This window comes from bacterium, assembly GCA_004299235.1.
Classification (GTDB): Bacteria; Chloroflexota; Dormibacteria; order Dormibacterales; family Dormibacteraceae; genus SCQL01.
Map to the genome: position 1 here is coordinate 13,980 of SCQL01000026.1, position 12,127 is coordinate 26,106.

Consider the following 12,127-nt stretch of genomic DNA (forward strand, 5'->3'; position numbering starts at 1 on the left):
CGCGCTCACTCCTGTGAGATTCTCGCCCAGCGCTGGAGGACCTCGCCGGCGCGCCCTTGGTCGATCGCCTCCGCGGCCTGGCCGATGCCCTCCCTCCAATCCCTGGCCAGGCCGGCCGCCCGGAGCGCGGCCGCGGCGTTGAGCAGGACGACGTCGCGGCGAGGACCGGCCGCGCCTTCCAGCACCTCACGCGCCAGGCGCGCGTTCTGCTCGGGGCCTCCGCCGCGCATCGATTCGAGCGGGGCTGCGGCCAGGCCAAGCTCCGCCGGGTCGAGCTGGTACTCCTTGTGCGCGCCGTCGATCTCGATCACGAATGACGGCGAGCTCACCGAGAGCTCGTCCATGCCGTCGCCGGCGTGAAACACGATCGCCCGCTCGACGCCCAGGCGGACGAGCACATCGGCCATCTTCGGCGCCAACGATCCGTCCGCGACGCCGAGCGCCTGGTATCTGGCCCCGGCGGGATTGCACAGCGGGCCGAGCACGTTGAACACGGTGCGGATGGCCAGCTCGCGGCGCGTCACGCCGGCGAAGCGGAATGACGGATGGAACACCGGCGCGAAGAGAAAGCCGATGCCGGCCTGTTCGATGCAGCGGGCCACGCCATCGGGTCCGAGGTCGATCTTCACGCCCAGCTGCTCGAGCACGTCGGCAGAACCACACAGTGAAGAGGCGGCACGGTTGCCGTGCTTGGCGACGCGCGCGCCGCAGGCCGCGGCGACGATGGCCGCCAGCGTCGAGATGTTGAAGGTCGCCAGCCCGTCGCCGCCGGTGCCGCAGGTGTCGAGCAGCGCACCGTCCACCGCGATCGGCGTCGCCATGGCGCGCACGGTGCGAGCGAAACCCGTGATCTCGTCCGCGGTCTCGCCCTTCATCCGCAGCGCGACGACGAATCCCGCGATCTGCACCGGGGTGGCGTCGCCTCGCATGACCACCTCGAACGCCGCCGCGGCCTCGTCCTCGGTCAAAGACTCGCGCCTCACCAGCTTGGCGATCGACTGGATCAAGCCGCACCCCTGGCCGAGCGCCGCAGGAAGTTGGACAGTATCTTTTTGCCCTCCCTGGTCAGCACCGACTCGGGGTGGAACTGCACGCCGTACGTGGGGTGCTTGACGTGTCGCAGTCCCATCACAGTTCCGTCAGGAGTCCAGGCGGTGACGATCAGCTCTTTCGGCACCGAGGCCCGCTCGACGATCAGGGAGTGGTAGCGCGTGGCTTCGAACGGGTCGCTCACGCCGGCCATCACGCCCGAGTTGTCGTGACGGATCCAGGAGGTCTTGCCGTGCGCCGGCTCGTTGCGGACGACCCGGCCGCCAAAGGCCTCGCCGAGGCACTGGTGGCCGAGGCACACGCCGAGGATGGCGACCCTGCCGCTCAGCTCACGAATCGCGCTGGTCGAGATCCCGGCATCGGCCGGCGTTCCCGGGCCGGGTGAGATGACGATCCCGTCGTAGCCGCCCAGCTCGTCGACCGTGACCCGGTCGTTGCGATGGACCACGGGTTCGCAGCCCAGCTCGCCCAGGTACTGCACCAGGTTGTACGTGAAGGAGTCGTAGTTGTCGATCAACGCCAGATTGACCATCCGCGGGTCCTCTTAGAGGCTCTCGGCCATCTCGATGGCCTTGAACATCGCATCAGCCTTCTCGAGCGTCTCCTCGAACTCCCGCTCGGGCCTGGAGTCGGCGACGACCCCCGCGCCGGCCTGCACGTATGCGATGCCATCCGCCACGACCACCGTACGGAGCGTGATCGCCATGTCCAGGTTCCCGCCGAAACTCACGTAACCCAGCGATCCCGCATACACCCCGCGCTGCTCAGGCTCGAGGTCCGCGATGACCTCCATCGCGCGGATCTTGGGCGCCCCAGAGACGGTGCCGGCGGGGAACGCCGCCCTCAGCGCATCCAGCGACGTGCAGCCTTCACGAAGCTCGCCACTGACCGTCGAGGAGATGTGCATGACGTGCGAGTAGCGCTCGACCTCCATCAAGCGGTCGACGCTCACCGTGCCCGGCCGCGCGACACGGCCCACGTCGTTGCGCCCGAGGTCGACCAGCATCACGTGCTCGGCGCGCTCCTTCAGGTCGCTGAGCAGCTCCTTCTCGAGCCTGAGATCCTCCGCCGGGTCGGCGCCCCGCCGTCGCGTTCCGGCCAGCGGCCTCGTCTCGACGCGCCTGCCCTCGACCTGGACGAGCTTCTCGGGCGACGTGCCGACCACGTGCCGGTCGCCGCCCAGCGCCAGGAAGTACATGTACGGCGAGGGGTTGATCGCGCGCAGGCAGCGATACACATCGAACGGGCTCGCCTCGAGCGGCTTGCGGAATCGCTGCGACACGACGATCTGAAATGCGTCGCCGGCGAGGATATGCTCGCGGGCGGCGTCCACCATGCCGTGGAACTGGCCTTCGGTCACGTTGGACTGCCAGCGCGCGCCATTGGCCCCGCGCGGTGCGGCCGGTGCCGGGTCACCAGCCAGGCGCATCTCCATCTGATCGATGCGATCGACCGCCGCCTGGTAGTCCTCGCGGTCGGGACGGTGGATCGTCAGCAGCTTCAGGCGTCGCGTGACGTGGTCGAAGACCGCCAGGTCCTCGGCGCGCAGGAAGGCGCTCTCCGGCATCGGCGGCGGCGCCCCCTTGGCGACCGGCAGGCGCTCGAAGTGGCGCGCCATCTCGTAGCCCAGGTAGCCCACCGCCCCGCCGTGAAAGCGCGGGACGCCCGGGACCGGCGCGGTCACCTCGGCGGCCACCGCCTTCAGGGCGGCGAGCGGATCACCTCCGGCAAGCGCTGCGCCCGGCGCCGGCTTGTCACCTGCAATTGCCAGATCCAGCGGCCGCGGCTCGAAGCCGATGAAGGAGTAGCGGGCCAGGCGCTCGCCACCCTCGACGCTCTCGAGCAGGAAGCCAGGGGCGCCGGGCGGGCACAGGAGCGTGTAGGCGCGGACCGGAGTGAGCATGTCGGCCAGCACCTCCCGGTAAACCGGGATGAGGGCATGGTCCTTCGCCAGCGCCCGGGATTCCTCCCGGGTGGGGGTGCAACCTTTCACGAAATGCGCTCTGCGCGCGCCCGGCTCACCAGCTGTACCTCTCTCGTCTCAGTCTTTCTCGTCTCAGTCTTGCCGCGCGGCTCACTCTGGCCGCGCCGGGTGGCAAACGTTACCAGAGGACGGGTCAGCGGCCGGCGCGCATCTCGCGCTTGACCTCGCGCGCATGCGCCATCGATTCCTCCGTGTCCACGTCCGCGATCGTGTGCCAGTTCGCGGCCTGCTTCTCCCAACCCCTGGGTTGGACCCCGAACTTCTTGGCGAGGACGGCGACGAGGATCTTGACCTTCATGTCCCCAAAGCCGGGCAGCTTTTTGATGCGAGCCGCCAGGTCGTCCCCGTCGCGGGGCTCTCTCCAGACGGCGCCGGCATCTCCGCCATAGTCGCTCACGACCGCCTGGCAGAGAGCCTGGACGCGCTTCGACATGGTGCCCGGGAAGCGGTGCAGCGCCGGGCGTTCGCGGAACGCGGCCAGCAGCTCGTCGGGGTCCATGGCCGCGATCCTGCCCGCGTCCAGGTGGCCCAGGCGCCGCTGGAGCTCGTAGGGACCGTTGAACGCCTTCTCCATCTTCACCTGCTGGTCGAGCACCAGCCCGATCAGCAGGGCGAGCGGATCGGTCTCCAGGAGTTGGTTGGCCGCCGGATTGCCGGTCCAGACGATTGGCACGCTCTCACTTTAGGCCACCAGGGCATGTAGCCTTCGGCGTTATAGCAAGCGTGGGGGCAGCGCCCGATCCGCAGGCGGAAACCTACCGGCCGGGGGCCAAAGACGACTTCGATCGGCTGTATCGCAGCGCCTATCCGCGCGTCTATCGGACCCTGACGGCCATCCTCGGCGATCCCGCCGAGGCCGAGGACTGCGCCCAGGACACCTTCGTGCAGGCGTTCGGGGCCTGGCCGCGGTGGCGCCCCGATGCACCAGCCGAGGCGTGGGTCCACAGGATTGCGGTCAACAAGGCGATCTCCTACCGCCGCCGGGCGCGTCTGCGTTCGGTCGGCGAGCTCCTGCGGCGCCTCGGGAAACCCGCCCGAGGTCACGACCCGGCCGAGATCGCACTCCGCCCGGACCTGTTGACCGCCCTCCGCGCCATCCCTCCGAAGCTGGCCGCGGCGATCGTGCTGCGCCACTACCACGGGTACAACAACCGTGAGATCGCCGCCGCGCTCGGTGTTTCGGAGCGGACGGTGGGCGCGCGCTTGAGCCAGGCAGCCGGCCGATTGCGCTCCCTGCTCGCCGGCGCCGGGCAGCCGAGCTTCTCACTTGACCCCCGAGCGGCGTTGTCTTCAGAACAGGACCAAAACTCATATGCCGACCGCTGAGCACGATCCGCTGGGTCCGGGGTTTGAATGGCGGCTGAAGGCCGCCCTGGATCGGCTTTCTCCCCCTCCATACCTCACCAACGCCCGCTACCGGTCGATGTCACCGCCGGCACGCGTGTGGCGCTTGGCCCCTGCGCTGCTCGCCATCGGCACCGCCGGCATCCTCGCCCTGAGCGCCACCGCGGCCACGGGCAGCCCCAGCCCTGCCGTGTGGACGCAGCGTGCCGCGTCCACGATCGGATCCATGGGCCACGCCCCGGAGACCAGCCCGATCTCGGACCTCAGGCCGAGCCCGAATCCGCATCGTGAGCCGGGCGGGGATGAGCCTGGGGCGGCCCCCCTGCCCTCGCACGACCGCGAGGCGTCCCCCCGGCCGGAACCCGCAGCGACCCCCCACGGGTCACCCCGACCCGAGCCCTCGGAGTCCCCTGCGTCCTCCGACCGCCCATCTCAGACCAACTCACCGAGCCCTTCGCCCAGCCCCGCCGATCACTGAGTGGGCCTTCCGACTTGGCCGCGGCGAGGCGTTTTAAGTCCATCAGGCCAGGTAAGCAAGGAGGACAAGCGTGCCCAAGAAAACGATGTTCAGGATCGGAGCCGCCACCGCCGCCGCCGCGGCGGGAGTGATCCTCGCGATCACGTCGGTCGCGGCCCACTCGGACACCCGCGCCACCGGCGATTCGCTGATCGGCAGCCTCGTCAGCGCGGCCGACAGCACCGGCCTCTCGCCGGACCAGGCCGGCTCCGCGCCCAACTCCGTCACCGACGAGCAGGCCTCGGACGCCGCCGAGCTCGCCGCCCAGCAGGCCGAGCAGGCTGCAGAGCTTGCCGCCCAGCAGGCGGAGCAGGCCGCCGAGCAGCAGCCGGAGGCGAACGACCAGGACCAGGACACCGACCAGGACGAAAACGAGGCTCAGCAGCAAAAGACCAAAGACCAGAAGACCGGCGACGACACCATGAGCGCAACGACGACGGCCGGCGCACGCGAGAGCGATTAGCGTCACGGTTCGATCGCGCTGACGAGGGCCGGGCGAGCGTCGCCCGGCTCTTCTCTTATGGCTTTCTTTTCTGCACGAACTGGAAGCCGAACCGCCCTTTGACGCAGAGGTGGCCGGCGGTCACGCTGTGGTCGAGAGGCGACGTCACCTTGACGATCGAGTTGTCCTGGACGTGGAGCTCGAGCATGCAGCCCACGCCGCAGTAAGGGCACACGGTCTCGGTGATGCTCTGCGTGGATTCATCCCACGTGCCCGCCTCGCGCATGTCGTGCTCGCTTTTGAACATGAGCGCGCCGGTCGGGCACACGCCGATGCAGTTGCCGCAGTAGACGCACGCCGACTCCGGCAGCGGCACGGCGTACTCGGTCGAGATGTGGGCGTCGAATCCGCGACCCGCGACTCCTATGGCGAACGTGTTCTGCGCATCGACGCCGCACGCCTCGACGCACTTGTAGCAGAGGATGCAGCGCGAGTAATCGCGAACGTAGAGGTCGTTGTCGATCTTGACCGGCTGCGCCACGGTGGCGACGTCCTGCCCAAAGCGCTGCGGCGTGGCACCATACCGCGCCAACCAACCGTGGACCTGCGCCGAGCACAGCGACATGTCGACCGATGACGCCAGCAGCTCGAGGACCAGCCGGCGGCTGTGACGCACGCGCTCGGAGTCGGTCCGGATGTTCATTTCCGGCTCGACCTTGCGCGAGCAGGCCGGCACCAGGACCCGCGAACCCTCGACCTCGACCACGCAGACCCGGCAGACGTTCACCGGCGTCAGCGTCTCCAGCTGGCACAGAGTCGGAGTGTCGATCCGCAGCTGCCGGCAGGCCTCCAGGATGGTCGTACCCTCGAGCACCTCGAGCTCGTGGCCGTCGACGGTGAGGCGGACCATGCGCTTGGGCAGGCCGACGAAAACTCTATCTGCCATCTATGAGCGGTGGCCGCCTCCGACCACTCCGAGCTGCATCACCGCGGATGAAATCGCGTTCGCCGCCGTCTGGCCGAGGCCGCAGATCGATGCGTCGCGCATCGCCTGGGCGATGTCGTTCAGCAGGCTGATGTCGCCCTGCCGCGCGTCGCCGTCGCGCGAGCTCAGCAGCCGGCGGAGGACCTCCTCCTGCCGCACGGTCCCGACGCGGCAGGGGACGCACTGCCCGCAGGACTCATCACGGAAGAAGCGAGCGATCCGGAGCAGGATCTGATTCATGTCGGCGGTGTCGTCGAGCACGATCACCGCGCCGGAGCCCAGCGTCGCCCCGATCGCCTGGGTGCCCTCGAAGCTGAGCGGGACGTCGAGATGCCGTTCGGTGACGAACGAGCCGGCCGCTCCGCCGAGGAGCACCGCCTGCATCGTCCTGCCCTCGCGCAGGCCACCGGCCAGTTCGATCAGCGCGCGCAGCGTGGTCCCCATCGCCACTTCGTACAGCCCAGGCCGGCGCACATGGCCGGACAGGCAGAAAAGGCGCGTGCCGGTCGAATCGGGCGTCCCGGTGGCGGCGAAGGCGGCGCCGCCTTCGTTCACGATGTCGAGCACGTTGACCAGCGTCTCGACGTTGTTGACCAGCGTCGGCTTGCCGAAGAGGCCGGCCTGCACCGGGAAGGGCGGCTTGTTACGCGGCTCGCCCCTCTTGCCTTCGATCGAGTTGAAGAGGGCAGTTTCCTCACCGCAGATATAGGCGCCGGCGCCCCGGCGGACCTCGATGTCGAAGCGAATGCCCGTGCCCTCGATATCGCCGCCCAGGAATCCGTGGGCGCGGGCTTCGGCGATCGCGTGCTCGATCCGGTGCCGGGCCAACGGATATTCGCCGCGGACGTAGAGGTAGCCCTGCTCGCAGCCGGTGGCGATCGCGGCGATCGTCATCGCCTCGACCACGGCGAAGGGATCGCCTTCCATCAACACCCTGTCCTTGAAGGTCCCGGGCTCCGACTCGTCCGCGTTGCAGACCAGGAAATGCGGATCGACCGGGGACCTGCTGACCGAGTCCCATTTGCGACCGGTGGGAAAGGCGGCGCCACCGCGGCCGAGCAGCCTGGCTTCGGTGACCTCGCGAATGACACCTTCCGGCCCGAGCTCGATCGCCCGCCGGAGCGCCGTGTAGCCGTCATGGTGCCGGTAGCTGTCGATGCTCGCCGGGTCGGTCACGCCGATTCGTCGCAGCAGCGTCAACCCAGCTCGCTGCGGCAGCGGGCGTTCACCCGGTTCCGGCCACTCGCCCCTACCCAGGACCACCTGGGCGACATCGACGGTGAGCGGCGCGACCTGCATCTCGGCACGGCCTCGGCCTGTCCCCGCCCGCTCGGCCAGGCCGGCCGGCGCCCGATCGCAAAGGCCGAGGCAGGGGCTTCGATACCACACGGCGGAGCCAGCGGCGCCTGGCGTCCCCGCCGGGCCGAACCCGGCCTCCAACGCCCGGCCCAGCGCATCCGCGCCCGCGCTCTGGCACGCGATGTCGTCACACACGTGCAGGGCGAGGGCGGGCCGCGCCTCGAGCGCGAACCGCGCGTAGAAACTGACCACCCCATAGGCCTCCGCGGGCGGGATGGTCAGGCGGCGGCAGGCGTACTCGAGTGCGCCCCGGCTAACCCACCCCACCTGGTCCTGAATGGCATGGAGCACCGGCAGCAGCATCGGGCGCCGCGACCTGGCGGCCCAGCCTCCATGCGCGACGTGGTCGTCCTCAGGCCGGCGGGCGCCGCCCTCCCAGATCGAGGCTGGTTCGCCCAGCACGCTGTCGATGGCGGCGATCTCGACGGCGGAGGCGGTTCCCCCGGTGGTCCGAATATCCACTATGGAATCGCGGCCGTGACGAGCTTGTCGATCCGGATCGCGCTCGCCTTGAACTCGGCGGTGCCGGACCTGGGATCGGTGGCGTCGATGGTGAGCACGTTGGTCGCCACCTGGTCTGGGAAGTGCAGGGTCAGGAAGGCCAGCCCGGGCCGCAGTGAAGCATCGAACCGAACGGGCACCTCGACCGAACCGCGTCGCGAGCTGGCTCGGACCCGCTCGCCATCGCCAATTCCCAACGCCTTGCCATCCGCCGGTGAGATCAGCACCGCCTCCTTCGTGCGCAGCGGCGAACTGTACAGGCCGGTCTGCACCCCGGTGTTGAACGAATCGAGGCGGCGGCCGGTCGTGAGCCGGATGGGAAAGTCGTCGGTCAACCGGTCGACCGGCGGATCGTGTTCGACGGCGTGGAACGGCGCGCGCGGGCCCTCGACCGGGTTCCGCCACAGACGCGCGTGGAGGAACTGGGTCCCGGGGTCCGATTCGTCGAGACAGGGCCACTGGATCCCGCCCAGCTCGTCCAGGCGCCGTTAGGCCATGCCCGCGTGCATCGGCGACAGGCTGCGGCACTCATCCCAGACCCGTTCCGCGGTTGGCCGGCCCCAGGCGCAACCGAGGCGGCGGGCCATCTCGCAGATGATGTCGATGTCGTCGCGCGCGCCCGCCGGCGGCTCCAGGGCCCGCCGGACTCGCTGCACCCGGCGTTCGCTGTTGGTGACCGTCCCCTCGGATTCCGCCCACCCCGCCGCCGCCGGCAGCACGACGTGGGCCAGCTCGGCCGTCTGCGTGAGGAAGATGTCCTGGACGACCAGGTGGTCGAGACCGCTCAGGAGGCCGACCGCCCGCTTCTGGTCGGCCTCGCTCCGCGCGGGATTCTCGCCCACGATGTAGGCCGTCGTCAGCTCGCCTCGCGCCATCGCTTCGAACATCTCGCTCAGGTGGTAGCCCTTCTCCAACGGGAAGGTGGCGCCGCCCCAGGCGCGTTCGAACTTCGCGTGGATTTCCGGGTCCTCGATGTCCTGGAACCCGGGCAGCTTGGCCGGGATGGCGCCCATGTCGCCTCCGCCTTGCACGTTGTTCTGACCGCGCAGCGGGTTGAGGCCGCAGCCGTAGCGTCCGACCTTGCCGGTCAGCAGCGCGAGATTGATCAGGGCGAGGACGTTGTCGGTGGCGTTGTGGTGCTCGGTGATGCCGAGCGTCCAGCAGATCATCGCTCGGTCGGCGCGCGCGTAGGCCAGGGCCACCTCTTGGATCGCGGAGGCCGGGACGCGGGTCTCGTTCTCGGCGCGGTCCAGGGTGTAGGCCTCGACGCACCTGGCGTAGGCCTCGTACCCGGTCGTGGCGCGTGCGATGAACTCGGTGTCCGCGAGCCCCGCGTGGATGATCTCGCGCGCCATCGCGTTGGCGAGCGCGATGTCGCTGCCGACGTCGATCCCCAGCCACAGATCCGCCCACTCGGCCGAGCTGGTGCGGCGCGGGTCCACGGCCGCGAGCCGGGCACCGTTGCGCACGCCCTTCAGCAGGTGGTGGAAGAAGATCGGGTGCGTTTCGCGAGCGTTCGAGCCCCAGAGGATGACGAAATCGGTCTCCTCAGCCTCGCGATACGACGAGGTGCCGCCTCCGGCCCCGAACACTGTCGCCAGACCGGCGACGCTGGGAGCGTGTCAAGTTCGGTTGCAGCTGTCGACGTTGTTGCTGTGCATGACCGCGCGCGTGAACTTCTGAGCCATGAAGTTCATCTCGTTGGTCGTCTTCGAGCAGCTGAACATGCCGAACGCGTTCGGCCCCTGGGCCCTCGCCTGCTCGAATCCCGCCGCCGCCCGCCGCATCGCCTCTTCCCAGGACGCAGGCCGCAGACGCCCGCCTTCCCTGACCAGCGGCTCGGTCAGGCGGAGGAGGCCCTCATCCATGGCGAAACCACTATAAGGAGATCGGGTTCGAGGCGAGGGGGGCGGCACGGAGGGTGGGTCGGGCGGAACGCCGGCGGGCGGGACTGATCAGCGCGGATTCGCGCGGATGAACTCTCGAATGCGGTCCAGGCCCCGACCGAGCTCCGCCTCCGACTGCGTGTACGCGATGCGGATGAAGCCGGCGCCCGCCTCGCCGAACGCGGTCCCCGGGAGCACCGCCACCCCCGCCTCGACCAGCAACCGGGCGGCCAGGTCCCGCTCTCCGAACCCGGTCCCCTTGATGTTCGGGAACGCATAGAACGCGCCCTGCGGCCGCGTGCACGTCATCCCCGGAATCGCGTTGATCCCGTCCACGACCAGGTCACGCCGCCGCTCGAACACCTTCACCATGCGGCTCACGGCCTGTGCCGACTCGGCCGTGCTCAGCGCTTCGATCGCGGCCATCTGGGTGAAGCCCGCGGCGCACGACGAGGAGTTGATCATCAGCTGGTCGAGCTTGGCGGCCAGCGCTCGCGGCGCCACCGCGTAGCCCAGCCGCCATCCCGTCATCGCGTACGACTTCGACAGCCCGTCCATGAGCACGGTGCGCTCTCGCATGCCGGGCTGTGACAGCGGCGAAACATGATGGAAGCCGTAGACGAGCTGGCTGTAGATCTCGTCCGAGACCACGAGCAGGTCGTGCTTCTGGGCCAGCTCGCAAACGCACGCCACGTCCTCGGCGGTGAGGATGCCGCCGGTCGGGTTCTGCGGCGTGTTGATGATCAGCATCCGGGTCTTGGGAGTGATCAGGGAGGCGAGCTCGTCGAGGTCCATCCGAAAGCCGCTCTCCTCACGCAACGTCACGACCTTCGGGACCGCCCCGATGAAGTTGACCTGGGACGCATACGCGGGATAGCCGGGGTCGGGCAGGATCACCTCGTCGCCGGGCTCGATGCAGGCCAGCAACGTGAAGAGGAGGACGTTCTTGGACCCGGGCAGGAGCACGACCTCCGCCGGATCGACCTCGGTCTTGTGCATCCGGGTCACGAAGCCGGCGACCGCCTGCCGCGCTTCGAGGATCCCGCTCGCGGGCGTGTAGTGCGTGTAACCGTGCTGGAGGGCTGAGATCCCCGCCTCGACGATGTTGTCGGGCGTGGCGAAATCGGGCTCGCCGATCTCGAGGTGGACGATGTTCTTGCCTTCAGCCTCGAGGCGGCGTGCCTTGGCCAGAACTTCGAAAGCGCTCTCCGTGCCGAGCCGGGACATACGCTCGGCGAAGCGAATGGCGGTCACCGGCAAATCCTAATGTCTTCGCCGGACGGTCAGTGGACGCCGACCAGCGCGCCGCCGTCCACGCCGAGCGTCTGGCCGGTGATGTACCCCGCCTGCCGCGAGCAGAGGAACGCGCACGCGGCGCCGAACTCCGCCGGGTCTCCGAGCCGCTTCATCGGCGAGCCGGCCGCCATCCGCCTGAGCCCCTCCTCCGGATCACCTCCCCCGGCGGCCAGCTGGCGGATCCGGTCCGTGAGGATGGCGTCGGGTGCGAGGCAGTTGACCGTGATCCGATCCGGCGCCAGCTCTCGGGCGAGCGTCTTGGCGAGGCCGGTCACCGCCGCCCGCAGCGAGTTGGAGAGGGTGATGTTGGGGATCGGCTGGCGAACTGAGATCGAGGTGATGAAAACGATGCGGCCCTGGTCCGAGGCCCGCAGGTGAGGGAGCGCCGCCTTGACCAGGCGCACGGCGCTCATCAGGGTCAGGTGAAATCCAACCTCCCAGCTCTCCAGGGGCGTGCTCTGGAAAGTGCCGGGGGGCGGGCCGCCCGCGTTGACGACCAGGATGTCGACGCCCCCCAGCCGGTCCGCGACTCCGCTGACCAGGAGCTCGGGCTGACCGTCCTCCGACACGTCGGCGGCCGACCATCCGGCCGCTTTGATCGTCCTACCCGTCGCCTCGATCGAGGCGGCGTCGCGAGAGGCGATGAAGACGCGCGATCCCTCGGCGACCAGAGCCTCGGCGCACGCGCGACCAAGCCCTCTGCTTGCCGCCGTGACCAGCGCGCGCCGGTCCTTCAGGCCGAGGTCCACGACCCAATTCTGGC

Annotated in this window: 10 protein-coding genes and 1 pseudogene; 2 read left to right on the forward strand and 9 right to left on the reverse strand. The window is 69.4% G+C overall.

Features of this window, described 5'->3' with window-relative positions:
- Positions 1-5: 5 nt before the first annotated feature.
- From trpD to EPN29_07115, 4 genes are all read right to left on the reverse strand, one after another.
- The gene (gene trpD, locus EPN29_07100; GenBank protein TAN32786.1) at positions 6-1,007 is read right to left on the reverse strand and encodes an anthranilate phosphoribosyltransferase; all 1,002 of its coding nucleotides are present in this window, start codon (positions 1,005-1,007) and stop codon (positions 6-8) included.
- Positions 1,004-1,582, reverse strand: coding sequence for an aminodeoxychorismate/anthranilate synthase component II (locus EPN29_07105; protein ID TAN32787.1), 579 nt, complete (start codon positions 1,580-1,582; stop codon positions 1,004-1,006). Before EPN29_07105 ends, trpD begins: the two co-directional genes overlap by 4 nt.
- Positions 1,583-1,594: 12 nt before the next feature.
- Entirely contained in the window at positions 1,595-2,953 is a 1,359-nt protein-coding gene (gene trpE / locus EPN29_07110) for an anthranilate synthase component I (protein TAN32909.1), read from the reverse strand.
- A gap of 214 nt (positions 2,954-3,167) precedes the next feature.
- On the reverse strand, positions 3,168-3,707 hold the full coding sequence (locus EPN29_07115; GenBank protein ID TAN32788.1) for a Fe-S cluster assembly protein HesB: 540 nt from the start codon (positions 3,705-3,707) through the stop codon (positions 3,168-3,170).
- Between EPN29_07115 and EPN29_07120 the strand changes: the two genes are divergently transcribed.
- Together EPN29_07120 and EPN29_07125 are read left to right on the forward strand one after the other, a co-directional pair.
- Positions 3,701-4,360: a sigma-70 family RNA polymerase sigma factor gene (locus EPN29_07120; protein ID TAN32789.1), complete on the forward strand. Its 660-nt coding sequence runs from the start codon at positions 3,701-3,703 to the stop codon at positions 4,358-4,360. The genes EPN29_07115 and EPN29_07120 overlap by 7 nt on opposite strands.
- A gap of 566 nt (positions 4,361-4,926) precedes the next feature.
- Positions 4,927-5,358 (forward strand): hypothetical protein, encoded by a 432-nt coding sequence (locus tag EPN29_07125; protein TAN32790.1) that lies wholly within the window; start codon positions 4,927-4,929, stop codon positions 5,356-5,358.
- Between the two features lie 55 nt (positions 5,359-5,413).
- Here EPN29_07125 and EPN29_07130 read toward each other — a convergent pair whose 3' ends face one another.
- The 5 genes and pseudogenes from EPN29_07130 to EPN29_07150 all read right to left on the reverse strand — a co-directional run bounded on the left by EPN29_07130 (position 5,414) and on the right by EPN29_07150 (position 12,113).
- On the reverse strand, positions 5,414-6,283 hold the full coding sequence (locus tag EPN29_07130) for a Fe-S-binding domain-containing protein (GenBank protein ID TAN32791.1): 870 nt from the start codon (positions 6,281-6,283) through the stop codon (positions 5,414-5,416).
- Positions 6,284-8,143 (reverse strand): NADH-quinone oxidoreductase subunit E, encoded by a 1,860-nt coding sequence (locus EPN29_07135; GenBank protein TAN32792.1) that lies wholly within the window; start codon positions 8,141-8,143, stop codon positions 6,284-6,286.
- Positions 8,143-10,050 (reverse strand): annotated as a pseudogene (locus EPN29_07140) (formate dehydrogenase). Before EPN29_07140 ends, EPN29_07135 begins: the two are co-directional and overlap by 1 nt.
- Positions 10,051-10,137: 87 nt before the next feature.
- Positions 10,138-11,295, reverse strand: coding sequence for a pyridoxal phosphate-dependent aminotransferase (locus EPN29_07145; protein ID TAN32910.1), 1,158 nt, complete (start codon positions 11,293-11,295; stop codon positions 10,138-10,140).
- Between the two features lie 56 nt (positions 11,296-11,351).
- Positions 11,352-12,113 carry an SDR family oxidoreductase gene (locus EPN29_07150; protein ID TAN32793.1) on the reverse strand — a complete coding sequence of 254 codons (762 nt, stop codon included), beginning with the start codon at positions 12,111-12,113 and terminating at the stop codon, positions 11,352-11,354.
- Positions 12,114-12,127: the final 14 nt, after the last annotated feature.

Bases quoted from the DNA above. Each gene is read 5' to 3' on its own strand.
- EPN29_07105 (TAN32787.1), bottom strand. From the start codon at position 1,582: ATGGTCAATCTGGCGTTGATCGACAACTACGACTCCTTCACGTACAAC.
- EPN29_07130 (TAN32791.1), bottom strand. From the start codon at position 6,283: ATGGCAGATAGAGTTTTCGTCGGCCTGCCCAAGCGCATGGTCCGCCTC.
- trpE (TAN32909.1), bottom strand. From the start codon at position 2,953: ATGCTCACTCCGGTCCGCGCCTACACGCTCCTGTGCCCGCCCGGCGCC.
- EPN29_07145 (TAN32910.1), bottom strand. From the start codon at position 11,295: ATGTCCCGGCTCGGCACGGAGAGCGCTTTCGAAGTTCTGGCCAAGGCA.